Below are 25184 nucleotides of genomic sequence, written 5' to 3'. Positions count from 1 at the left end.
GCGCTGCTACCGGGACAAGGGCGGGGAGACCGACCACGCCGGTGGCGCGGCGCTCCCCGCCCCCGGCGGTTCAGTCCTCGGCCAGCGTGGCCAGCACCAGCGCGGTGAGCGCCGCGCGCTGCACCATCCCGTTCACCGAGGTGTTCTCGGAGCGGGCGTGGGCGCCGGAGCCGACCGCGCCGATGCCGTCGAGGACGGGGACGCCCGCGGCCACGACGAAGTTGCCGTCGCTGGCGCCGCCCACCGCCGTCTCCCTGAGCTCCAGGCCGAACGGGGCCGCGCACTCCCGGGCCAGCTCCGCCAACTCCGCAACCTGGGCGGTGCGTTCGAAGACGGGTCGGTTCCAGCCGCCGGACACCTCCAGGGAGGTACGCGGGTCCACGGGCCGCAGTGCGGCCAGCGCGGCGCCGATCCTCTCCTGTTCGGCGGCGGTGGCCACCCGGACGTCGAGCCGGGCGAGCGCCTGACCGGCGGTGACGTTGCTACGGGTGCCGCCCTCGATCACGCCGACGTTGAGCGAGGTGCCCGCCTCGTGGTCGCGCAGGCCGGTGAGGCGCAGAATCTGGTGAGCTAGTTCCTCGACCGCGCTGGCCCCGGCCTCCGGGTCGAGGCCGGCGTGCGCCTCGCTGCCGGCGACGGTGAGGGTGAAGAGGCCGACCCCCTTGCGGGCCGTCTTGAGGGCGCCGTCGGCCGCGGCCTCGAAGACCAGGGCGGCGCGGCTGTCGCGGGCCTCGTCGATGATCGCCTCGCTGGAGGCGAGGCTGCCGGTCTCCTCGTCGCCGTTGAGCAGGAGCGTGCAGGCCGGGCGGGGCAGCCCGAGCGCGTCCAGCGCCTTCAGGGCCCATACGGCCTGCACCAGCCCGGCCTTCATGTCGAAGACGCCGGGGCCGGTGATCCGGTCGCCGTCGCGCCGGAAGGGCCACTGCTCCAGGGTTCCGGTCGGCCAGACCGTGTCGTAGTGGCCCAGCAGCAGGACCGGGCGGTCGCCGGCGCCCGGGTAGCGGCGGATCAGGATGTCGCCGGTCTCCTCGCGGGCCTGGATCTCCTCGGCCCCGGGTGCGCCCAGGGACCCGTCGAGCCAGTGGCGCAGCCAGGTCAGGCAGGCGTCGAGGGCCGCCAGGTCGGTGCTGGAACTCTCCAGGGAGGTGTAGGCGGCCAGGTCGGAGACCATCTCCTCGCGGCGGGCCTCCAGCCACGCCCGCACCGCGCCCGCGCGCTCCTCCCCGGGAGCGCCGGTGACGCTCTCGGCGGAGGCGGAGGCGGCGGCCGGGACCGCCGGGCCGGTGGCCGTCAGGCGGTCCAGGGCGTCCAGCCGGGCCTCCGCCATCAGGCCGGGGTCGCGCTCCAGTTCCCGCAGATCGTCGATGACGGCGCGCAGGACGGGGGTGTCGACCCCGTGGCGTTCGGCCTGGGCGAAGACCTCCGCGTAGTGGGTGGTCACCTCGACCGGCCGACGGCGTACCGCTAGGTCGCGCCAGATTCCGCTGCGGTCCTTGGACTGGGTACGGAGCCAGGCGGTGAGGCGCGCGGTGGCGGCGCGGCGTACGGCGGGGTCGGCGGTGCGGCGGAACGCCTCGGGTTCGAAGGCGTCGAAGGGCTCCAGGGCGATCCCCAGGGCGTCGGCCACGTCGAAGACCTCGGCGGCCACCGCGTCCATCGTCGCCGGGTGGCGGTCGATCAGCTCGGCCATCGGGGCGTCGGCCAGGGCGGTGGCGGCCAGCATGGCGCCGAAGCCCGCCTTGGCCCACAGGTAACCCTCGACGTTGTCGCTGGCCACGGCGGGGCCCCAGCTCCGCAGATCGGCGACGAGGGAGCCGACCCGCTCGGACAGGGCGGCGCCCCCGTGCTCGCCGACGACCAGGGCCCCGGCGCCCCCGTCGAGGATCACGCCGGGCTCGATGACGTCGGCGAAGATGTTGACGAAGGCGGCGACGGTACGCTCCGGCCCGGCCTTTTTCGCTATCAGCTCCTCGTTGAAGCCGTTCTGCAGGGAGACGACCCAGCCGTCCGGGGCGAGCCGGGGCGTGATCCAGTCGAGGGCGGCGCCGGTGGCCTGGGCCTTGACCGCCAACAGCACCCGGTGGACGGGGCCCTCGTAGGCGTCGGGGGTCACCGCCTCGACGCGTACGCTCTCGCGGTGCTCGCCCCGGGCGACGGTCAGCCCTCGCTCACGGATGGCCGCGACGTGCGCCGCGTCCGTGTCGACCAGGCGGACCCGGTGCCCGGCCCGGGCCAGGCTGAAGGCGAGCGTTCCGCCGATGGCCCCGGCTCCGACCACCGTGTAGGTGTCGCTGCTCATGCGGGATGTCCTTTCGTGGCCTGGGCCGTTGCGGGTACAGCGGTGGTGGAAGGGCGGTGGGCGCCGTCGGCCGGGTCCGGGGGCCAGATCCGGGGCAGGTGGAGGGCGCCGGCGCTGGACCCTCCGTCGACCCGCAGGATCTCGCCGGTGATCCAGGCGGCGTCCTCACCCGCGATCCAGCGGACCGCACGGGCGACGTCCTCGGGGGTCCCGGCCCTGCCGAGGGGGTTGGCGCCGATCGCGGCGGCGTACTCCTCGGAGACCGGGTTGCAGGCGCTGTCGACCGGGACGAATCCGGGGCTGACCGCGTTGACGCGGATGCCGTGGGCGCCCAGTTCGAGGGCGGCCGCCCGGGTGGCCGTCTCCAGCGCGGCCTTGGAGCTGGCGTACGGGCCGCCGCCGGGCCGGGCCCGCAGCGCCGAGCCCGACGAGATGTTGACCACCGCGCCGCCCCGGCCGTGCTCGACGGCCAGCCTGGCGAAGGCGGCGGTGGCCAGTACGGGGGCCCGCAGGTTGACGGCGAAGAGCCGGTCCCACGCCGTGGCGTCCACGTCGGCCATGTCGAGGGACGGGTAGACCCCGGCGGCGTTGACCAGGACGTCGACCGGCCCCTGTGCCGCCCATGCCCGCCGGACGAGCTCCGCCGGGGCCTCGGTGTCGCTCAGGTCGGCGGTGAGCCCCAGGGCGCGGCAAGGCGTGTCGTCGAACCGGGCGACCAGGCGGTCCAGGGCGTCGGGGTCGCGGTCGGCGAAGGTGAGGACGGCGCCCGCCACGGCGAACTCCTCGGCGATCGCCGCGCCGATGCCTCCGGCCGCGCCCGTGACGAGGACGTGGCGCATCAGTGGAACTCCTTGTTCTTCGTCTCCGGCATCGTCACGTAGACGAGGAAGGAGACCAGCGAGGCCCCGGAGACGTACAGCCACAGGACGTTGCCGTGGCCGCTCTCGTGCATCCAGGTGGTGAGGTACGGGGCGGTGCCGCCGAAGAGGGCGACGGCCAGCGCGTACGGCAGGGCGATGCCGGTGGCCCGGATCTCCGCGGGAAACTGCTCGGCCATGATGACCGCGCAGTTGGCGGAGTACCCGAGGATCAGCAGCATCCCCACCAACTGCACCAGGAACAGGCTGAGGAAGCTGTTGTCCAGCAGGTGCAGCAGCGGCCAGGCCAGCACCACGAACCCGCCCGCGAAGGCCGCCATGGTCGGCTTGCGGCCGAGGCGGTCGGAGAGCAGGCCGACGAAGGGCAGCAGGACGACGAAGACGATCAGACAGAGCGTCTGGGAGAGCAGGGCGCTGCTCAGCGGGATACCGGTGGTGAGATTGGCGTACGTCGGGAGGTAGTTGACCCAGATGTAGTACGTCAGCGTGCCCGCGATCGTGATGCCGGCGACCCGCAGCGCGGCGCCGGGGTGTTCGACGAACATCGCCTTCAGCGGGTTGGAGCGGGTGCGGCCCGAGCTCTGGGCCCGGGTGAAGGAGTCGGTGTCCTCCACCGAGACCCGCAGCCACAGGCCGACCAGGCCGAGCAGCCCGCCGACGACGAAGGCCAGTCGCCATCCCCAGGCGTGCAGGGTCTCGTCGCTGAGGAGGGAGGTCGTGACGGTCCCCAGCAGGGAGGCGATCAGCACGCCGCCGGCGACGGACACCTGCTGCCACGATCCGGCGAAGGCACGGCGGCCGGTGGCGGCGGACTCGACGAGGAAGGCCGAGGAGGAGCCGAACTCGCCGCCTGCGGAGAAGCCCTGGACCAGCCGGGCGACGAGCAGCACCAGCGGGGCGAGGACGCCGATGGTCTCGTAGCTCGGGGTCAGGGCGATGACGAAGGCGGCGCCGGCCATCAGCCCGACCGTCAGGGTCATGCCCTTCTTGCGGCCGTGGCGGTCGGCGTAGACGCCGAGCACGGCCGCGCCGACGGGCCGCATGACGAAGCCGACGGCGAAGACGGCCAGCGTGGCGAGCAGGGCGACCGCGCCGTTGCCGGAGGGGAAGAACTCGACGGCGATGATCTTGGCGAAGATCGAGTAGAGGGCCCAGTCGACCCACTCCACGGTGTTGCCGATGGTGCCGGCGACGATGGCCTTGCGCTGCTTGCCGTTGAGTTTGTGCGCGTTGTGCGCGTTGTTCGCGGCCGGGGCGGTCTGGGACTCGGTGCTCATGAGGGCTGCTCCGGGTTGTGAGGGGCGGAGGCGGCGGTCCGGACGGCCCGGGCCAGGTCCGCGTGGGTGGCGTACCAGACGCCGGGGTGCGCGCTGATGTGGTCCAGCAGTTCGCGCAGGACGGTCAGCCGTGAGCGGTGGCCGATCACATGCGGGTGGAGGGTGAGCTGGAAGACGCCGCCCGCGCGGTAGGCGGCGTCGAACTCGTCGGTCCAGATCTCCAGCACGTCGCGGGGACGGCTGTGGGGGCGGACGGCGCCGTAGCGGTCCATGGTGAAGTAAGGCGCGTCGTCGCGGATCCAGTCGACCGGGATCTCGACCAGCCCGGTGGGGTCGCCCTCGGCCAGGATCTCGTACGGCTCGTCGTCCGCCATCAGCGAGGAGTCGTAGGCGAAGCCGAGGTCGAGGATGGTCCGCAGGGTCGAGTCCGAGAAGTCCCAGGACGGCGTGCGGATACCGGTCGGGCGCTCTCCCGTGAGGTCGGTGAGGGTCTCCAGGGCCCGGCCGATCAGTTCCTTCTCGTCCTCGGCGCCGAGCAGCGTGTTGCGCTCGTGGATCCAGCCGTGGACGGCGATCTCGTGGCCGTCGCGGGTGTACGCGCGGGCCTCCTCTGGGTGGAGCAGCGCGGAGACGGCGGGCATGAAGAACGTCGCCGGGACCCCGAAGCGGGCGAGCAGCTCCAGGACCCGCGGTGCGCCGACCCGCGCCCCGTACTCGCCCTGGGCGAGCAGTCCGGGACTGGTCTGCCCGTCGCGCAGGGGGATGGTCTCGTGGTCGGAGTCGAAGGACAGGGCGACCGCGACCCGGGCGCCGTCCGGCCAGCGCTCCGGCCGCAGCGGCTGACCGGCGCGGACCGCCTCGACGTGGCGTCGCCACCGGCTCTCGGGCCATTGCCAGCTCGGCGTCGTGGTCTCCGGATCGGGTGTGGACATGGTGCTCTCCGGGGTGGGCTCGGGGGTGAGGTGCGCGCTCGGCGGACGGACAGCCTGGTCCGTGCCCGCGGCGGGCTGGGCGCCCGGGCGGGGTGCGGGTACGGGTGGGGTGCGGGTACGTGTGGGGAGGCCGTCGGCGTACGCCGGACGTGCCGTTGCGCTTGAGGGCGGATGTGCGGATGTGCGGATGTACCGGCCGGGTGCGGCTCGGGGCCGCCGGGGGCGGAGTGCTCGCGGGGCTTGCCCCCCCGCGGGCGGGTCAGACGGCCTGGTCCAGCCGGGTCCAGGCGCCCTTCAGGGTGGCGAGGTGCACGGTGACGTCCGAGGCGTTGAGCCCCGGCAGGGCGCCGATGACCTCTCCGGTGTAGCGGAACAGGTCGGTACGGCGGGGCAGCACCATGTGGCCGACCAGGTTGAACCGGCCCGTGGCGGCGGCCAGGAACTTGGTGCCGGGGTGACGCGCGAGCTGCCGGCCCGCGGCGTCGAGCTGGTCCGGCTCGATGGAGAGCCACACCATGAACTCGGCCTGGTACCCGAGCAGCGCCGGTTCGACCAGGGTGCGGAAGTGCAGGACTCCGCGCTCCACGAGCCGGTCGAGGGCGCGCGAGACGCTGGACTCGCTGCGGTCCAGCCGACGCGCCAACGCGCTGATCGGCAGCCGCCCGTCCTGGGCGAGACCGTCGGCGACGGCCTGTTCGAGACCGGAGAGCGCTTGTGGCGCCCGGTCCCAGTCGTCACGGTCGCACGGTGGGGCGAGCGTGGCGGGCCGCAGGTCGGCGACGGCCTCGGCGGGCAGCAGGCCGGTGTCCCACATCGCCGCCGAGGTGAAGCTGCGGATGACGGCGACGCACTCGGTGCTGGTGATCAGGTGTGCGCCCGGGAGGTCGGTGAACAGCAGCCTCATGAGCTCTTCGTTGTCCCGGGCGACGAAGTCGACGATCAGGTCGGCCGTGCCGGTGACGACGGCCAGGAACCGCGTCTCCGGGCACGCGGCCAGCAGCTCGGCGAGCTCCAGCCCCTTGCCCGGCCTGGCGTGCACGCGCACCAGCATGGAGGAACCGCTCTCGGTGCGGTCCAGCTCCAGCGCGCCGACCACATGGACGAGCCGCCGCTCGCGCAGCGCCTGGTAGCGCCGCTGCGCGGTGGTCTCGCTGGCTCCCACCCAGCGGGAGATGGAGTTCCACGAGGCACGGCCGTTGAGCTGGAGGGCGGCGATGACGCGGCGGTCCAGTTCGTCGATCATGTCTGCGTGGGCGCGGGGTCTCATGGCTGGGACGTTAGCCACCTGGCCGGAAACCCGTCAACGGTGGAATCCTGCACGGCCACCCATTGCGTCGGGGGTCTCCCGCGTCACGCAGGTTTCGGGAAGGGGAATTCCGCAGATCGGCCCCGTCCTGCGGTGAGGCGCGCCCGTGCAGGATCGCCGCGAGAGGACCTTTGGATTTTCTCGTGCGGGGAGGACGGCAACCCGGCCCGCCCCGCACGGCTCGGCCAGCCGGAGTCAGCTCCCGCCGTTCCAGGACCGCCACAGCGCCGCGTACACCCCGCCCGCGGCGATTTTCGGTGTGGCTCTCGCCGGGGTGCGAATGCGTTTCTGCGGGGCGAGTTGGCTGCGTTCGGCGTTAGCTGGGCCGTTTGAGGGCTGCTGTCCTGTCGGTTTCCGGTTGGTCTTGAAGACCGGTGGCAGGAGTGGCCTGAGCGGGGACGCCGATCTGCCGGGGAGTCGGCCCGGCCGGAGTGGGGACGGGGCATCTTGAGCTCGATGGTGCCTCGTGCGTCGACGGGCATTCCTCGCGGGGCGAATGCTAGGGCACTGGGGGTGGTTTCCTGCCGTGTTCCCGGTGTTCCCGTAACTCCTGGCAGCGCGTGGGTAGCGTCTGCGGTCATCACTCGGCCGGGGTGTGAGGCCGGCCGGCGTCGTCCAGAACAGAGGGAGCGGGTACGGATGCTGACTGTGGAGACGTCTTTGAAGGAGGCGATGACCTCGATCGAGGGGAGCGTGGCGGCTGCGCTGGTCGACTACACGAGCGGCATGGCGCTGGGAACACTGGGCGGGGGCAAGGATCTCGATCTGACGGTGGCCGCCGCGGGGAACACCGATGTGATCCGTGCGAACGTCCGCACGATGGAGATGCTGGGTCTCAAGGAGGACATCGAGGATGTGCTGATCACCCTCGGCAGCCAGTACCACCTCATGCGGCTGATCACGGGCCGCGGGGGCAACGGCCTGTTCCTGTACCTCGTCCTGGACAAGGGCCGGGCGAACCTGGCCATGGCCCGGCACCAGCTCAGGCGCATCGAGGCGGAACTGGAGCTGTAGCCGTCTCCTCGTTTCCCGGCTCCGCCTGCCCATGAGTTGAAAGAGTCTTCAACTCGGCACATCTGAATGTGATCAGGCCAGGGCAGGCCGGGCCGGGAGACGGGAGGATGGCTGGGGCTGGGCACCGAGGATCCGGCAGGTCCAGCTGCCGGCCCTGGAACGGCCGAACCGCGGGTTGGGAGTGTTGTCGCATGCAGACGCCGCTGTATCAGGCCAAGGCGGAGTTCTTCCGCATGCTCGGGCATCCCGTCCGGATCCGTGTACTGGAGCTGCTCCAGCACGGTCCCGTACCCGTGCGCGAACTCCTGAACGAGATCGAGATCGAACCGTCGAACCTCTCCCAGCAACTCGCGGTACTGAGACGGTCCGGCATTGTGATCTCCATTCGTGACGGTTCCACCGTCAGCTACGCCCTCGCCGGCGGCGACGTGGCGGAACTCCTGCGCGCCGCACGGCGCATCCTCACCGAACTCCTGGCCGGACAGAATGAACTCCTCGCCGAGCTCCGGCACACCGACAGCTCGGCGCAGGCGGGGTCCTCGGCCTTCATCCCCTCCGGGGATATGACCTCTGGCCGCCGGGGGCGTTGACTTTGTGGATGCCTTGAGCGCGTATGGATCCGCAACGGCTGGGCGGTCGAGACGACCATGGTCGGCCCCGTCTCGGCCGCCGGCCGTTACGGAGGCCGGCGAGTCGCTCGTCGCCCACCTGACGGGTGCCGATGTTCCTGGAACGCCCTGCCCCTGGCGCCCCGGGACCTGGAACGACCTGCTGGCCGTGCGCGCGCCGACTCCTGCCTGAGGGCCGCGGCCGAGGGCGTCGCACCGTCCACCGCTCGTGAGTGCCTAGGCACTGAGCCGGTACACGGAATTCGGCCGAGCGAGCGTCACTGGCGTAGCGCCGCCGTCAGCATCGGCAGGGCGTGGCGCAGTTCCCTGTGGCCGTAGGTGCCGGTGTGCCCACCTGGATAGATGTGGGTGGTCACGGGTGCGCCCAGAGACGTGAGACGGTCGCTGAGCATCCGTGTCTCCTCGCCGCATACGGCTTCGGTGACGGATACGACTGCGTCGTCGGCGAGCGCGACCCACTTCTCGGTGCCGGGGATGTGGGGATCGGGCTCGTCGCCGTCGAGCGGACCGGGCGTTCCATCGCCGGAGGCGAGGTAGACGGGTGTGTGACGTAGTCCCCGGGCGTGATGGTACGGATCCCAGTCGAGCCAGGTCTTCCACTGCTCCCACGGGTCGCCGAAGATCGCGTAGCCGTCCACGCCGACGAACTTCGCACCGGAGAGCCACATCTCCGGGTGCCGGACCGGGTGCACGGGCGCCCCGAAAGCGGCGACGGCGCCGAACAGTCCCGTGACACGAGCGGCCAGTCCCAGGGCGCCGAATCCGCCCTGGGACTCGCCCGCCGCCGCCCTGTTGGGCCCGGCGCCGTAGTCACGTTCCACCAGGGGAACGACTTCACGGAGGAAATAGGTGCGTACCTGGGGGGAGCCTCCTTTGCCGTGGTTCCACCAGTCGGTCCAGAAGCCGAAGAGCGGCATGCCCGGCATCACCACCAGAACATCGCGCAGCTCCGCCAGGTCCTGCACTTTGAACAGGCTTGTCCAGGTTGTGTGGTCGCCGTCTCCGCCCGCGAACAGATAGAGAGTGGGCCAGCGGTCGCCGGGGCGGCGCCGGTCCCAGCCGCGCGGCGTCAGCAGAGCCACCGCGCTCCGGCCGCCGAGAGCGGGGGAGTCCATGGTCAGCTCGACCAGCCGGTCGCTCAGGCGGTGTTCGGCAAGGACTCTGCTGGTGCCGCCGGTCGGGGCGGCGGCGCCGAGGAGAGCTCCGGCGCCCAGCAGGACCCCGGTCGTGAGAGCGGTACGGCGTGTGTGTGCGTGCGACATATACCGGATATCGGCCCACGGCGCCGCCACCTTGACTCGCCCCTTGTGGCGGCCGCCCGTGGCACGAGGGGATCAGACGTCGCCCAGATGCTCGGCCCCACCGTGCACCAGCTGCGCCTGCTGATGGAGAGCCGCCGCCTGAGCGATCGTCTTCCATCCCGCCCGATCCGGTGCGCACCGACGCCGTCGGTACACATCGGATCGGGCGTGTGGGTGGTCGGAAGGGGCTAGAACCCCTTGAGAGCCTCCTTCCAAGTGGCGACGGTGTGGCCCAGGAGGTGTAGCGGGGCCGCCTCGATCCCCGCGGCTTCCATGCCCCGCCAGTACTCCAGCGCCCGCCGTCCGTCCACCAGGCCGTGGACCAGCGGGAGTTCCGGGTTCGCTGCGTGCAGCAGCGACTCCAGTCGGCACGACGCGATGGTGTCGGGGAGCCACGGCTGTGCCGCGTATGCCGCCGCCACGGCCGGCGGCAGCCCCGGGGCCGTTCGCCGCCGTACGGCTTCCTCGCCGCCTGAACCACCTGAACCGCCTGCACCGACGGACAGCAGGCCGCCGCCCACGATCAGGACGTCGCCTCGTTCCCGCATCCGGGCCAGTGCCTTCGTCGTGTCGAAGCAGTGAGGGAACGAGTCGTCGACGACGATCCCGCCCGGCCGGAGCCGTGATATGTCGAGGATCGCGCCGCCTCCGCTGACCGCCGTGACGAGGAGATCCGCCTCGTAGACCGCAGGCGGAAGCGCGCCCGGCCCGGATTCGTGGACCTCGACGTTCCGGGCCAGGCCCCGGGAGAGCAGGTCCTCGGCCAGCGTGCGGAGCCGTGGCGTGCTGCCCGCGATGTCGCACAGGAGCAGCCGGGCCGGTGGCTGGGCTGCGAGCGTCAGGAGCAGTTTGAGGGATGAGCTGCCGATCGATCCCAGGCCCACCACCGCGACGGTGAGGCCGGCCAGTTCGCGGCCCGTCCGCGTGAGGGCCGAGTGGACGGTCTTGACCACGGACACCGCGGTCGCCGCGTGCCCGGTCGTCAGGGCCGTCGGGCCGTCACTCTCGCGCAGGACGCCGAATCCGTACGCCGTGAGGGACGGGATCATGCCCGCGAGCGAGACTGACCGGGCGCCCGACGACGCAGCCAACTCGACGGCTCGGGCCGTGCGGCCGGCGAGGTCGGGCGTCGACGCCAGTTCGTCCGCGAACAGCGGCAGGGAGACGAAGCCCGAACGGCCGAGCGGTGTGTCGATCACCTCCACCAGCCGTGGGCGCCCGTCGGGGAAGAGCATCTCCCGCAGGTGTTCGCGCAACGCCTCCGCCGGTGGGGCGCCGGGGGAGACGAGTGTGGACGGCGCGCCGGTGAGGGCGGTGAGGGCGGTGAGTTGGATCGGCGGAGGGAGGTAGCCGATGAGTGCGGAGTCCAGGGAGTCGGTGTTCTTGTAGTTGTTCTTGCGCCTTTTCTTGTCGCGGCTGTTCGTGTCTGCGCCTTCGGCTGCCTTGGCGATGTCGTGTCGCAGAGCGTTTGTGAACGAAGCGAAGGCGCTTTCGTCCGGGAACGCTGCCGCCGACGCGCGCAGCGTCACACGCAGTTCTCCCTCGCCGATCGGCCGTACCGTCAGGAACGTGTCCGTCCCTACCGGCGGCGGCGCGAGTTCGGCGTCGGCCTCGTCCCACCGCAGGCGGAGCGTGTCGCCGCTCATGGCCCCGAGCGCCGAGAAGTCCAGGAACGTGAAGAAGAACTGGGCGGCCTGCGGCAGCCCGCCGTCACTCCGCGGCGGCTGCACCCCCTGTGTGCGGGCCGCCTCGACCTCCGCCACGACCGCGTGCAGGTCGTCCATGAACGTGGGGCCCGCCGTCCCCTCGCCGGGCAGGCGGCCCGGTCGCAGGGGCACGGCCGCCGCATACGGGCCGAACGCCAGGTGAGCGTCCGGGTGTGTGTCGTCGCGGCCGGACACGGCGAGGCCCAGGATCAGGTCCTCCTGCCCCGTCGCGGCGGCCAGCGCCCGGTAGTACGCGGTGAGGACCGGGGCGAACAGCGTCGTACCCGCTTCGGTGGCGGTCCGGCGCAGGGCGGCGACCTGGTCCGTGTTCAGGGTAAATCCGGTGGAGTGGTGCGGGTGCGGGTGCGGGTGCGGGTGCGGGTGCAGGTGGGGCCGAGGGTGCGGGGGTGTCACCGGGCCCCCTAGGACCGGGCGCCGGTACGGCTCGTCCAGCCGGGCCCTGCGGGCGCCGCCGGACGCTGCCGGGCGTTCCTGAAGCGTGACGTGGTCGCGGAACGTGCCGCGCAGTGGCGGCAGTTCGGCGCTCTCACCCCGCACGACACGGTCGTAGACCGCGAGCAGCTCCCGGCCGAGCACGGCCACGCTGTAGCCGTCGCCTATCAGGTGGTGGGCATGGACGACGAGCGCGTGCTCGTCGGGCCCCAGGGTGAGCACGCGCAGGCGGAGCAGCGGCCACGCCCAGGACTCGAAGCGCCGCCCGCGTTCCTCGGCGATCCGTGACGCGAGGAGGGAAGGGTCGGCCAGGGTCTCGAAGTCGACCGGGAGCCGGAGGGCGGGCGGGAGTTCCTGTTGGACCGGCGGGCGTACCCCGGCGGGGAACACGGTGCGCAGCATCGGGTGGCGTACGACACAGGCGTCGACGGCCTGCTGGAACGCGGCGGGCCGCAGGGGCCCGTCCAGCCGCAGACAGGCGAGCCATGCCGTGGGGGAGTGGGGCGCCGCCATCGCGTCCGCCAGCAGGAAGCCTCGCTGGGAGGGGGAGAGGGGGAAGGGAGAGGGTGACGAGATGGGCGAGCGGACCGGGGCGTTGTGTGTGCCTTCGGTTTCGATGGCGTCGCAGGCGGCCGCTTGGTCGGTGTCGACGCCTTCGTCGACAGCTGTGTCGATCGCGGCGGCCAGTGCGGCCAGGGTGCGGTGGGTGTACACGACCGTGGGCCGGGGGAGGGCCTGGATCTCCTCTCTCAGCCGGGCGAACACCTGGAGGACGAGGAGCGAGTCGCCGCCCAGCGCGAAGAAGTCGTCCTCGCGTCGGATCGGGTTCGCGTTCGTGTCCGTATCGAGTAGTTCTGACCAGACGCGGGCGAGCAGTACCTCGGTGGGGGTCGTGGGCGGGGCGCCCGTCGGCGCCTCGGGTGCGTCGTCGGGCTTCTCGTGCGTCGTCCCCATCAGACCGGCGCGGTCGATCTTTCCCGTCCCCGTCAGGGGGAGTTCGTCGACCACGCGGATTCGGGTCGGGAGCATGTACTCCGGGAGCGTCCGAGACAGATGCGCGCGCAGTGTCGTGGAATCCGGCGCCGCGACGCCCGGCCGGCGTTCCACGAAGGCGTTCAGTCGTTCGTCACGGTGCACCACTGCGGCGCGGGCGACCGCCGGATGCGTCAGGAACACGGACTCGATCTCGCCGGGCTCCACCCGGTGACCCCGGATCTTCACCTGGTCGTCGAGCCGCCCGAGGAAGTGGAGGACCCCGTCCGCGTCGCGCCGGACCCGGTCGCCGCTGCGGTACCAGCGGCGACCGTCGCGTTCGGTGAACGCGGCGGCGGTCAGCTCCGGTGCGTGCAGATAGCCTGGCGTGAGTCCCACGCCCCCGATGAGCAGCTCACCCGGTTCACCCGGTGCGCAGGGCCGCCCCTCCGCCGTGACGACTGCGACCTGGGCGCCGGTGAGGGGCGTGCCGATGGGAAGGGTCCGTACGTCGTCGGCGGGGCGGCTATCGACGATGTGGAAGGTGGCGTTGACGGTGGCCTCGGTGGGCCCGTAGAGGTTGGCGATCCGGTGACCGGGGCCGAACAGGTCGTACCAGCGGCGTACATGGGCGGGTGGCAGTGCCTCGCCGCCGACGTGGATCCAGCGCAGGGCCGACAGGTCCGGCGCCTGCCCGCCCTCCCGTACCCGCGTCTCGGCGGCCTCGAGGAGCCTGGACCACAGGCTCGGGACCGAACTCCACACCGAGATCCGGGCCTGCTCGACCTGGTCGAGCAGCGCCTCGGGGTCGCGCAGCAGCTGCCGGGGCAGGGTGACGACCGTCGCCCCGACGAGCAGGGGCGCCAGAAGCTGGCGTACGGACGCGTCGAAGCAGAGCGACGCCGTCTGGGCGAGCCGGTCGTCGCTGCGGTACTGGAACGTGGCCAGCGCCCAGTCCAAGTAGTTGGTCATCGAACGGCGGGTGATCGGGACCGCCTTGGGGCGGCCTGTGGAGCCGGAGGTGAAGATGACGTAGGCGAGGAAGTCCGGGTTCGGGGACGTGTCCGGGGCCGGAGCCGGATTCGGGGCGGGGCCCTCTGTCGTGACGAGGGCGATGTTTGCCGCCGCAGCCAGGGCCGCTGCCGACGCGCTGGTCGCCGTGTGGCAGACGAGTGCGCCGGCGCGGGACCGTTCCAGCTGGTCCGCCAGACGTACGGGGGGATGGGCGGCGTCCAGCGGGACCCAGCCCGCACCGGCCCGCAGGATGCCGACCACGCCGGTCACGGCGTCGGCGCCCGGTTCGGTGAGCAGCCCCACCAGGTCCCCCGGGACCACGCCCTGGGCGCGCAGGCGGGCGGCGAGCGCGCCGGACAGCCGGTCCAGTTCGGCGTAGGTGAGGGTGGCCCCCTCCGTGTCGACGGCGACCGCGTTCGGTGTCGCGCTGAACTGGGCGAGCAGGCGGGCGGCGATGTCCGACCGGACGGCAGAGGCGGGGTTCGTGACGATCTTGGCGGTGGCGGTGGCGGTGGCGGTGGCGGTGGCGGTGGCGGTGGCGGTGGCGGTGGCGGTGGGGTTAGGGGTGGGGGTGGCTAGTGCCGCGGCGTTGTCGTGGCCTGGCGCTTCCGCGAGTCCGCCGGCCCTGCCGAGTCCCGCGGCTTCCCTCAGTTCGGCCTGGTGCTCAGCTGCGAGGCGGGCGATCGTGGTCCGGTCGAACAGACGGGCCGGAAAGTTCCACGAGAAGGACAGCGTTCCGTCGGCCTCCCAGCAGAGCAGGCTCAGCCGGGTGGCGGCGGAGGCCGTTCCCGCAGAGGCCGGGCGGACCTCCACCGGGCACTCGGGGTCGAGGGCGACTGGGAACCGCGCGAAACTGAACGACGCGGGCGACCCCGTACGCGGTCCCGCGCCGTCCGCCGGCAGAAGCCTGGCGATGTCCAGGCTCGTGAGCCGGCCGTGCCGCTCGTTCTCGGGCCACGCGTCGCGCAGCCGTCCCGCCAGCGTGTGCACCGAGTCGTCCGCGCCGACGTGGACGGGGACTGGCAGGGTGTCGGCCAGCGGCCCCACCAGTCGGTCGATGCCGGGCAGGCGCGTCTCGCGGCGGGCCCTGGCGACGTTCACCGACACGTCCTGTCGGCCCCCGCTCCAGCGGGACAGGCAGCGGGCGTACGTCGCCAGGAGCAGGTGGAAGAGGGACACTCCGTGGGCGGCGGCCGTCTTGTGGAGCGCGGCTGACAGGTCGGGGTCGGGGGTCACCTGGTGGGCGAGGAGCGGGGGTTCGGGGAGGCCCAGCGGGTCGCCGTCGTAGGGGAGTGCGAGCGGTTCCTTCCCGCGCGCGAGCACCTGACGCCAGTACGCCCGGTCCTCGGCCAGGACGCCCTGTGACCGTTCGGCCTGCTCGTGGGCCGCGTAGGCGGCGAAGGTCGTGGTGAGCGGGGGGAGGTCTGGGGTGCGTCCCTGCGACAGGGCTGTGTAGAACGCCCAGAGTTCCTGGCCGAGGACGTTCAGGCTGAAGCCGTCGGCGACGGCGTGGTGCACGACGAGTATGAGGCGGGCGGAGTCGGCGGCTGTGTTGCCGGTACGGGGGAAGGTCGCGAGGACCGCGCGGATCGGGGCCTCGGTCGTCAGGTCGAACGGGCGGTTGCACAAGGCCTCTTCGAGCTGCCTGAGCTGCCCGAGTGGTTCCTCGACGGCGCCCGCGCTCAGGCCGGTGCCGGGCAGGTCTCGGACCTCGTACCAGTCGGGAGTCCGTACGTCGTCGTGCGCGGGCCGTACGGCGGCCTGCACGGGCGCCGCAGCACCGGGAGCGATCCGGACGCGGAGCATCGGGTGACGATCTGCGAGCAGGCCGAGCGCCACGCCGAGCAGGCCGGCGTCGAGGGGGCCGCGGACGTCCTGGGTCACGTAGCCGTACGCCGTGACTTCCGGGTACAGCCCGCCCTGGGCGTGGAAGGCGAGCTGGACCGGCGTCAGGGGGAAGGGGGCCTCGTCGTCGGTCGGCGGCGGCGTCGCCGTCGCGGGGGCCTGAGCGGTGAGGGCGGGGGCCTCGGATTCGGCGAGTGCTTGGGCCAGTTCTCCCAGCGTCCGGTGCTCGAAGAACAATGTGATGGGCAGGTCGCGGTCCAGCTCCCTCTCCAGCCGCTTCACGAGATCGACGGCCATGAGCGAGTCCAGTCCCAGGCGGAGCAGGGGTACGTCGTCACCCAGATCGTCCGAGGAGAGGTGGAGCGTCTCGGTCAGCAGGTCCCGCAGGACGTCCCGGACACCGCCCGACTGCGTTCTCCGCGGGGGTCGGTGGTCCGTCCGAGTCGGCGGGGGCACGGCGACGTCGTCGGCCGACGTGCGGCTCGGGGCGCCCTTTTGGGCGGATAGATCGGCGATGACGAGTTGGGCGGCGTCGATGCCGCAGGCCGTACGCAGGGCCTCCAGCGCCTCACCGGTCGCCAGCGGCGCGGGACCGGAGCCGGAGCCGGAGCCGCGAGTGGAGGCGCCCGTACCGGCGACGAGTCCGGATGCGGCGGCGAGTCCGGTGTTCGCGAACGCGGCGAAGTTGACCGACTGCCACGGTCGTCCGGCGCTGCGTTCGGCGGCGGCGAAGGAGTCGAGGTAGGCGTTGGCGGCGGCGTAGTCGCCGATCGCCCCCGCCAGGCCCGGCAGCACCGAGGCGATCGAGGAGAACGCCACGCACCGGGTCGGACGCAGGTCGTGCCTCGCGATTCCACGGGCGAGGAGTTCGGCGCCCCGCGTCTTGGCGGCCAGGACCTCGGCCACCTCGTCGGGCGTCTTCGCCTGGAGAGTGCCGGGGCGCACGACCCCGGCCGCGTGGACCAGGACGTCGAGGCGCGGCAGTCCGGCCAGCAGGGCGTCCACGTCGGCCTCGCGGGAGACGTCTGCGGGGCGGTACTCCACGGTGGCGCCGAGCGCCTGGAGTTCGGCGAGCAGCCCGGCGGGCGGCATGGCCGATCGGCCGGTCAGGACAAGGGTCGGCCGGCCCCGGCCCGCGAGGTCGCGGGCCAGGGCGGCGCCGACTCCGCCGGTTCCGCCGGTGATCAGGTACACACCGTCGGCGGGCAGCCCCTCGGCCTGCGGCACGGGACCCGTGGCGGTCTGCACGGCTTCGGCTCCGGTTCCGGTTCCGGCTTCGGCTCCGGTGACGCGCGGCGCGGGGTGGGGCGCGGCAGGTCGCGTGGCGATCGGCTCGGTCGTCCTGCCCAGGCGACGTCCTGCCCGCCAGGCGACGGCGGGCGCCTCCGGTCGGTCCACGCGGTGGTCCGGGACGGCGGGCCGGGCGGCCAGTTCGTGGTCGAGAGCGTCGAGGCGTGCCGCGACCTCGTCGAGGGAGCAGAGGTCGACGCTGCGGGCCACGACACCGGGCAGCTCCTCCGGCAATGCCAGGGTCAGTCCGGTCAGGACCGCCTGTGCGGGGCACGGGCGTTCGGGACCGACGCCGGTGACGTGGACGTCCTCGGTGACGACGAGTACACGCGGGCGGTGGAGCGCGAGCTCTGGCAGCAGGTGCTGGAGCTCGGTCGCCATGGCGCGGTGGGCGGCGTCGAGTGCGTGGAGGGCGGGGGGAGCAGCGGACGCGTTGAACGCGTTGGGCGTGCTCAGTGTCGCAGGCGTGTCAGATGCGTCAGTCGCCTCGGCTGAGCCCGGCTCGACCGTAGGGCCTGCGAGGAGCACGACGACCTCGGGGGGTGGCCCGGCGTCGGCCGTCGCCCTTCCGTCGGTCTGCGCGCCCCCGACCCGACGGACCGTCACGCCCCGCCCCACGAGCCGGTCCGCGAACGCGCGGGCGAGTGGCGAGTTTGGGCCCGACAGGAGGACGGAACGTGGCCCCGCACCCACCGTCAGCGGTGCGTCGTCCCAGACCAGCCGGTGCAGCAACGGCCTGGGCCTGGGAGCGGAGGCTCCGGGCCAGTAGCGGCGCCGCTGGAAGGGATACGTCGGCACGGCGATCCGGGACCGGCCCGCGTCCAGCGCCGTACGGTCCAGCGGCACGCCCCGCTCCCAGAGCCGGCCCACGGCCGAGAGCAACCCCCGCGCTCCGTCCCGGTCTCCGGCCGCGAGCACGACCGTCCCTGTTCCGCGCGGATGTGCGGCCGCCACCGTCCGCACGGGGCCGCCGAGAGCGGCGGCGCCGAGTTCGGCGAACGTGTCGTACCCCTCCCCGATCAGCCGCTCCATCGCCGCGCCGAAACGCACCGGCTGCCGGGCGTGCTCCCGCCAGTACGCCGGGTCCAGCACCGGCTGCCACGCCCCGGTGACCGTACTGATCAGCGGCGTCACCGACGGCCGGAGCACCAGTGCCCGCGCCGCGTCGGTGAGTGCGTCCAGAGCGGGATCCATCAGCGGCGAGTGGAAGGCCCGCGACACACCGAGCCGGCGTGCCGCGATGCCCCGGCCGGACAGTTCGGCGACCGCGCGCTCGACGGCGGCCTCCGTGCCGGCCATGACGATCTGGTCGGGGCCGTTGACGGCGGCGACGCCCAGTGCGCCTTCGGGCCATGCGCTCCCGTTCCGTGCGCCTTCGGTTCGTGCGTCGCCGATGAGGGCGGCCGCCGTCTCCTCGTCGCAGCGCACCGCCGCCATGGCGCCCGGCGCGCACGACTTCGCCATCAGCCGGCCGTGTTCGGCGGCGAAGCGTACGGCGTCGGCGAGCGAGAGCGTCCCCGCGACGCACGCGGCGGCGATCTCGCCGACACTGTGCCCGGCGACGGCGTCCGGCGCGATGCCGAAGGCCCGCACCTGGCGGGCGAGGGCGACTCCGTACGCGACGAGGAGCGGCTGCGCGATCTCGGTACGGGCGAGCGCGTCGGGCGACACGTCATCGTCGAGGCACCAGGCGGCGAGGCTGCGCCCGCCGATCGGCCCGGCGTGCCCGGATGCCTCGTCGAGTGCCTCCCGGAAGGCGGGCGCCTCGGCGTACAGGGCGTGGGCCTGCCCGTCGGGCCGTACGCCCTGGCCGGGGAGGAGCAGCACCAGACGCGCCCGCGACCGTGCGGGGGCGCCGGCCGGCGGTTCCCCGTCCGGTGTGGCTGAGAGTCGGGCGGGCCCGGTCGCGCGATTCCTGCCCGGTACGGCTTCGAACCCCGCCGCGGGCTCCCTGCCCCGTTCCTCTGCGAACCCGGCCGCGAGACCTCCAGCCCGTACCTCGTCGAGCCGGGCCGAGAGGTCCCCGTCGGCGACGACGGTCAGGCGGTCGGGGCCCTCGTCGCGGGCGGTGGCCACGGCGGCGCAGACGTCGCCCTCGTCGAGGCCGCGGTGGTCGCGCAGATGTTCCGCGAGGTCGGCCGCCGCCGCCCGCAGCCCGTCCTTCCCGTGCGCGGACAGGGTGAGCAGACGGGGACCGTGCGCCTGTCCCTGCTCCTGCTCCTGCCGGTGTGGGGCTGGGGGCTCCTCCAGTACGGCATGGGCGTTGGTGCCGCCGAAGCCGAACGCGTTGATCCCCGCGACCAGCCGCCCGTGGCCGGGCCCGGGCTCCCACTCCCGTACCGCGTCCACCAGGGCGAAACCGGCGCCGGCCAGGTCGAGGGCAGGCGCGGGCACGTCCCCGGCCCGGAGCGGGGAGGGCGGGAGGCGGCGGTGGCCGAGCGCGAGGACCACCTTCACGAGGCTCGGCATGCCGGCGGCGTTGAGGAGGTGGCCGATGTTCGTCTTGACCGAGCCGAGGAGTCGCGGCCGGCCGTCGGCGCGCGGCGGGAAGGCGTGGGCGAGCGAACGCACCTCGACGGGGTCGCCGATCGGCGTACCGGTGCCGTGGGCCTCCACGTACGACACGCTCTCGGGGTCGACGCCCGCGTCGCGGTACGCCTGCGTGATGACCTCGCGCTGGGACAGGGGGTTGGGCGCCATCAGGCTCAGCGAACGGCCGTCGTTGTTCACGGCGGTGCCGCGCAGTACCGCGAGGACCGGGTCGCCGGCCCGCTCCGCCTCGTCGAGGCGGGTCAGGACGAGTGCCGCGCCGCCCTCTCCGGGGACGAAGCCGTCGGCCGCCGCGCCGAACGCGTGGCAGCGGCCGGTCGGGGACAGCGCCTGTGCCCTCTCCAGGAGCGTGTACCCGGTGGGCGTGAGGTTGAGGTGCACGCCGGCGACGACCGCGACGTCGCACTCACCGGCCTGGAGGCTGCGGCGCGCCAGGTGGAGCGCGACGAGGGCGGACGAGCAGGCGGTGTCGACCGCGAGGGCGGGGCCGGTCAGGTCCAGGCAGTGCGCGACGCGGGCGGCGAGCATGTTGGGGAGGTTCCCGGTGAGCGCCGAGGTGGGCAACCCGGCCTCGCCGTGGGCCTGCTCGAGGACGCGACGGTAGCCGCTGTCGCCGGCGGCGACGAACACCCCGATGCGGCGCCCGCGTCGGCGCGGCCCGGCGTACCCGGCTCGCTCCAGCGCCTCGTGGGCCAGCTCCAGGAGGATGCGGGCCTGGGGGTCGGTCGCGAGGGCTTCCTCGTCTCCCATCCCGAAGAATCCCGCGTCGAAGGCGGCCGGCTCGTGGAGGAAGGCGCCCCAGCGGGCGTTCGCCGGGCGTGGCGCATCCGCCGGGTACTGCGGTTGCGGCGGGTCCGCCGGGTGTCGCGGTTGCGGCGGGTCTGACGGGTGTGCCAGGTCCGACGGGTCCGTCCACCGGTCGTCGGGTACGGGGGTGACGGCGTCGTAGCCTTCGACGAGCCGGTCCCAGAACGCCTCAGGCGTATCGGCTCCGGGGAAGCGGCAGGCGAGCGCGGACACGGCGACCAGGGGATCGACCGCCTCGGGCGACACTTCCCGCGTTGTGCGGGTGGTGCTGGCGCCGTGCGGCCGGGACGTGCCCGTCCCCTGGCCGTCGGAGGCGTCGGAGGCGTCGGAAGCGTCGGCGGCGTCGGCGGCGAGGATGAGCCCGGCGAGTGCGGCCACCGTGGTGTGGTCACGTACGTCGGACGGTCGCAGGGGCACGGCGAACTCGTCCTCCAAGCCGGCCAGTACCTCCATGGCCTTCAGCGACGAGCCCCCGAGCGCCCGGAAGTCGTCGTGCGGTCCGATCGCGCCGCCCGGCGCCCCGAGCGCCCGCTCCCATATACGGAGCACGGCGGCCTCGACGTCCGGCCGGGCCAGGGGCGGCTTGGTCGTGGATGGGACAGCCTTGTGACCCGATGCCTCAGGCCGGGATCCGCCGCCCACCACCCCCGTAGCCCCGCGCCCCGCGATCTGCGGGTACTCCCCGCCCTCGAAGCGTGCGCGCAGCACCCCCCGCCGCACCTTTCCGCTCGTAGTGCGCGGGAACGCGCGGGCCGGCAGCGCCAACACCCGTACGTCGTCGTGTCCCAGGGCCTCGCGGACCCGGCGTCCGACCTCGCGCAGCAGGTCGGCGGCCGGGTCTGAGAGGGGACGCTGCGGTGCGAGGAAGACGACCACCCGCTCGCCGCCGCCCGCCGGGTCCGTGGAGCCCACGACCGCGACCGGGCACTGGCCGAGGCCCGGCGTGTTCGCCGCCACCTCCTCCAGGTCCGGCGCGTGCAGCGTCCGCCCGTCGACGAACACGACGTCCTTGGAGCGGCCGGTCACGCAGAGTCTGCCCTCGCGCAGGAACCCCAGGTCGCCCGTGCGCAGCCACCCTCCGCGAAACGTCTCCGCCGTCGCCTCCGGCGCGCCGTGGTACCCGCGGGCCACCTGCGGGCCGCTGACCTCGATGTGCCCGACGCGACGCTCTTCGACGGGCTCGCCCGCATCGTCGGTGATCCGTACCGCACACCCGGGTACGGGGCTGCCCACGTCCATCAGCTCCACCGCGTCCGGGCCGGGCGCGGTGTCCACTGCCCGGCCGCGGCTGAGCGCCGCCCTGTCGAGGGCGAGCGGTCGTGCCACCTCGCCTGGCGGCGGGAAGGTGACCGCCAGGGTGGACTCCGCGAGGCCGTACACCGGTGTGGGCGCGTCCGCCGCCAGCCCCGTGGGTTGCATCCGCCGGGCGAACGCCCGCCACACGGCCGGCGAGATCGGTTCCGCACCCACCAGGATCATCCGTACGCACGTCAGGTCGAGGCGTGCGAGCGTGTCTTCCGGCAGGCGGCGTTCGACGAGCGCCAGGGCGAAGTTGGCGGCCGACAGCAGCGTCGCCCGATGCCGGGCCGTCGCCTCCAGCCACCGTGCGGGCCGCTTGGCGAACGTCAGCGGTTCGAGCCGCACCTGCTTGATCCGTGCGGACAGCGGCACGAGATGGGTGCCGATCAGTCCCATGTCGTGGAAGTACGGCATCCAGGTCGCGATCACGTCCTCGGAGGTGATGCCCGCCGCCGCGCGGATCTGCGCGAGATTCGCGAGCACTGCGGCGTGCGTCAGCTCGACGCCCTTCGGCGCGCCGGTACTGCCCGAGGAGAACTGCAGAAACGCCACGTCGTCCGGCGCCCGTTCCGGGAGCCGTGGGGGAGCGGCGTGCTGCCGCAGCCAGTCGAGCGTCAGGGGGCGTACGGAGTCGGGGGTGGCGGCGGGCAGGGCGTCGAGCAGCGGCGCGGTGGACGCGCCGACGGCCACCGGCGGACGGTGGAGGAACTCCCATACGGGCAGGAGCCGTCGTACGTCCGGGGCAAGCGGCACCGGTACGAGGCCGGCGGCGACGGCGCCCCAGAAGAGCGGCAGGAACTCCTCGCTCCGGTCGGCCGGGATCAGCACATGGCTCCCCGGCGCGAGGCCGGCGTCGAGGAACCCTCCGGCGACGTGCAGCGCGTCGGCGAGCAGCGCGGTGTGGGTGACGGTCCGTTCGTCGCCTGCGCCTGCGCCTGCGCATTCGCCGTGGCCGTCGCCGCGTACGTGGACGATTCCCTGGTCCGGTGCCGCCTCGGCCGCGCCGGTCAGCACGTCCATCAACACCATCTCGCTGTTTCGCCCCATCAACGCCCCCGTACATCTGCCCCGAGGGCGGCCCGCCCGCCGTCTACGCGAGAAGGGCCGCCCTCGGTCTGCTCTGATTCCGTCCGCTTCAGCTCACAGTCATCATGGCGGATCGCCGGTCTCTACCTCGACTGCCCCCTTCCTGCCCGTCCTGCCCTGCTGTGCATGAGCAGCGCGAGGAAGCAGAGCAGACCCAGCTCCGTCTCACGCCGGATGTGCTCCCCGCCGGGAAGGAGCCGCCGCCTGCGGCCTGGACTTCAACCGCTACGTGGAGCGGCCCATCGCGGAGGACGCCTCTGGCGCCCGAGCGGCTAAGGCCCTCTGCGGCCTGGACCTGCTGGAGCAGACGCTCCCATGTCCAGCCGCCGACAAAAGCCGGTGCCGTTCGTAGACCGGCTTCCACGGCCCGAACCGTTCCGGAAGGTCACGCCACTGCACCCCGTGTCCGAACCCTGTGCAGAATCCCTTCGGATCACCTGCCGGTGATCCCGCCACCTGCTACAACGCCGCTTACTGACCGGCAGGAACGGCCGCAGCCGCTCCACTCGGCATCACTCAGATCACCCCGCCCCATGTACACGGCGCCGACCTGGACATGAAGCGGTCACATGATCGCCAGGACGGGTCCTAGCTGCACAATCTGCTCTGAGCCATTGACCGAGAGGGTCAGGCCAGTTCAGCCATGTCAGAGCCAGCCGGCTTCGGGGGCCTCTGGTGACCGCCCTCTCCGCGTGCTCGCGCTTCCAGCACTCCGAGATCCTGATCGCCTGGGCTGCCATCACCTCATGACCAGGCGACTCGGGCGGAAGGGAGCCACCCCCAGCTGGCCGAGGAAATCCGGTGCCGACCGAAAGCTGACCCGCCGAGGTCCACGCACCTGGACGAATAAGCGGGCACCACCAGCTGACCGCAGCGGACGGCCCCCGGCCGCCGAGGCGGCCGAGGGCTTTGCACGGCAGGGACCTCAGACTGTTGTGGCGGACCAGCCGACCGTCTCGTTGGTGTGGGTGCCATCGCTCTTCGCGTTGGTGGCGTAGATCTCGTTCATCCGGATCAGGAAGCCCTGGGGCGTCACGTCCGCGATCCGCAGGCCGGGCGTGTGGGGGCCGTTGAAGGTCTGTACCTGAGCCAGGACCATCACTTCCGACCCGTCGGGGAAGGGGGTGGGAAACTCCACGCGAGTGAAGGTGGACGTGTTGCCGCCCCGGGTCTCCACGGGGTTGTCGGAGCGCAGGGTCAGCGTGCCGGTCTGCGTCATGCTCATGACTTCGTACCCTCCACGAGTCTCGAACTTCGCTGATTGGGCAGCCCGGCCGGTCCGTCCTGCGGAAGCATGCTCAGCCTGCCGCCGGGCCATGCAGCCGCCACACGACCTGGCGACCCCTCGCCACGCTGACAGTTCGACACGAAACCCCAGACGTCGCCAGCAACCTGCGCCACAGTCCAACCGTTCAGAAACACGCACGAACGGCCGGCGGAGCTGTGTAGGCGGTGGATGGGTGGAGTCTTGGGACCAGCGGGCTCTCGTGGTGTTTCCGAGGTGTCATCGGCGGAACGCTGGTAGGAGGTCGGGGCCAGGCCGGACTGCCTCTTTGAGGACGGAACCGTTTCTCCGGTGAAGTCGTTCACTCGCCAGGCTGATCCGCAGGCGAATAGGTATGTCGCCGTGATCAAGACTCCCGTGCGCGGCCTCGCCGCGCTCTCTCTTATCCCGCTGATCGCCCCCGCTCCGGTTCAGGCGGCCGAAGTCGCCACGCTCGCCGACGCGCTCGAGCAGATGCGGGTGGCCGACGAGTCCCGCACGGGCTACGCGCGCGACAAGTTCACGCTATGAACCGCCGGCGTGGACGCGGCCGACGGCTGCAACACCCGGGCCGAGGTGCTGCTCGCGGAGGAGAACGAGGCGTCGGCGGTCGCCGCCGGCTGCAAGCTCTCCGGCGGCGAGTGGACGTCCTACTACGACGACCAGGAGGTGACTGACCCCGGCAAGCTCGACATCGATCACATGGTTCCGCTGGCCGAGGCATGGAACTCCGGCGCGAGCGCCCTGGCCGGCCGGTCGGCGTGAGGCCTATGCGAACGACCAGGACGCTGCGGCCTCTCTGGTCGCGGTCACCGCGCGCACGAATCGCTCGAAGGCCGACCAGGATCCGCGCGAGTGGATACCGCCGCTGCCCGACGCGCACTGCCGGTACGTCTCGTGCGTCGAACCGGCCGAGACGCAGATCCGTGCGCTCAGCACGGAGCAGGCCGGCCGTCTCGACACGGCGCTGAGCGCGGCGCGTCGACCCCGGCTCGGTCAAGGAGCACGCGACGGCGTCGGCGTTGCACGACTACCAGCACGAGGGAGTCGGTGTCGTGTTCTACGCGACAGCGCTCGGCAGCATCCTCATCGTCACTTACGTCGAGGTCGACTGACTCGTTATGCCCGGGTGCGGTCTCGCCCGCGCATCGGATGAGGTTCTCGCCGTCCCGCGGGCGTCGTACAGCGACTTCTACGCTGTGGCAGGCTCCGGCTGCGGCACGGGGCGCGTGGATCCTCCGTCGGGGACAGGCCGCTAGGGC

10 protein-coding genes and 2 pseudogenes are annotated in these 25184 nt (G+C 72.7%); 3 read left to right on the top strand and 9 right to left on the bottom strand.

Features of this window, described 5'->3' with window-relative positions; genetic code table 11:
* Positions 1-70 precede the first annotated feature (70 nt).
* The 5 genes from AB0M39_RS20625 to AB0M39_RS20605 all read right to left on the bottom strand — a co-directional run bounded on the left by AB0M39_RS20625 (position 71) and on the right by AB0M39_RS20605 (position 6629).
* The gene (locus AB0M39_RS20625; protein ID WP_365366309.1) at positions 71-2299 is read right to left on the bottom strand and encodes a 2-dehydropantoate 2-reductase; all 2229 of its coding nucleotides are present in this window, start codon (positions 2297-2299) and stop codon (positions 71-73) included.
* Positions 2296-3138 carry an SDR family oxidoreductase gene (locus AB0M39_RS20620; protein WP_365366307.1) on the bottom strand — a complete coding sequence of 281 codons (843 nt, stop codon included), beginning with the start codon at positions 3136-3138 and terminating at the stop codon, positions 2296-2298. Before AB0M39_RS20620 ends, AB0M39_RS20625 begins: the two co-directional genes overlap by 4 nt.
* Entirely contained in the window at positions 3138-4454 is a 1317-nt protein-coding gene (locus AB0M39_RS20615) for an MFS transporter (RefSeq protein WP_365366305.1), read from the bottom strand. Before AB0M39_RS20615 ends, AB0M39_RS20620 begins: the two co-directional genes overlap by 1 nt.
* A complete protein-coding gene (locus AB0M39_RS20610) occupies positions 4451-5386 on the bottom strand; it encodes a polysaccharide deacetylase (protein WP_365366303.1) in 936 nt (311 codons plus the stop codon). Before AB0M39_RS20610 ends, AB0M39_RS20615 begins: the two co-directional genes overlap by 4 nt.
* 259 nt (positions 5387-5645) lie before the next feature.
* Complete coding sequence (locus AB0M39_RS20605; protein WP_365366333.1) at positions 5646-6629, bottom strand: Lrp/AsnC family transcriptional regulator; 984 nt, start codon at positions 6627-6629, stop codon at positions 5646-5648.
* Between the two features lie 702 nt (positions 6630-7331).
* Here AB0M39_RS20605 and AB0M39_RS20600 point away from each other — a divergent pair.
* Together AB0M39_RS20600 and AB0M39_RS20595 are read left to right on the top strand one after the other, a co-directional pair.
* Positions 7332-7706 (top strand): hypothetical protein, encoded by a 375-nt coding sequence (locus AB0M39_RS20600; protein ID WP_365366301.1) that lies wholly within the window; start codon positions 7332-7334, stop codon positions 7704-7706.
* Positions 7707-7897: 191 nt separating this feature from the next.
* A complete protein-coding gene (locus AB0M39_RS20595) occupies positions 7898-8296 on the top strand; it encodes a metalloregulator ArsR/SmtB family transcription factor (RefSeq protein ID WP_365366299.1) in 399 nt (132 codons plus the stop codon).
* A gap of 296 nt (positions 8297-8592) precedes the next feature.
* Here the strand turns inward: AB0M39_RS20595 and AB0M39_RS20590 are convergent, their stop codons facing one another.
* The 4 genes and pseudogenes from AB0M39_RS20590 to AB0M39_RS20575 form a co-directional block, all read right to left on the bottom strand.
* Complete coding sequence (locus tag AB0M39_RS20590; protein ID WP_365366297.1) at positions 8593-9597, bottom strand: alpha/beta hydrolase-fold protein; 1005 nt, start codon at positions 9595-9597, stop codon at positions 8593-8595.
* Positions 9598-9824: 227 nt separating this feature from the next.
* Positions 9825-22619, bottom strand: a complete 12795-nt coding sequence (locus tag AB0M39_RS20585) for an amino acid adenylation domain-containing protein (RefSeq protein ID WP_365366295.1) — start codon at positions 22617-22619, stop codon at positions 9825-9827.
* A gap of 325 nt (positions 22620-22944) precedes the next feature.
* Positions 22945-23164: pseudogene (locus tag AB0M39_RS20580) on the bottom strand (transposase); the annotation flags it as partial.
* A 419-nt stretch (positions 23165-23583) separates the two neighbouring features.
* Positions 23584-23883: a hypothetical protein gene (locus AB0M39_RS20575; RefSeq protein ID WP_365366293.1), complete on the bottom strand. Its 300-nt coding sequence runs from the start codon at positions 23881-23883 to the stop codon at positions 23584-23586.
* A gap of 402 nt (positions 23884-24285) precedes the next feature.
* Here AB0M39_RS20575 and AB0M39_RS20570 point away from each other — a divergent pair.
* A pseudogene (locus AB0M39_RS20570) lies at positions 24286-24850 on the top strand (HNH endonuclease family protein); the annotation flags it as partial.
* Positions 24851-25184 lie beyond the last annotated feature (334 nt).

It is taken from the genome of Streptomyces sp. NPDC051907, from assembly GCF_040681075.1.
GTDB lineage: Bacteria > Actinomycetota > Actinomycetes > Streptomycetales > Streptomycetaceae > Streptomyces.
Note: the sequence above shows the minus strand (reverse complement) of the source record. Positions and strands in the feature narration are given on the sequence as shown.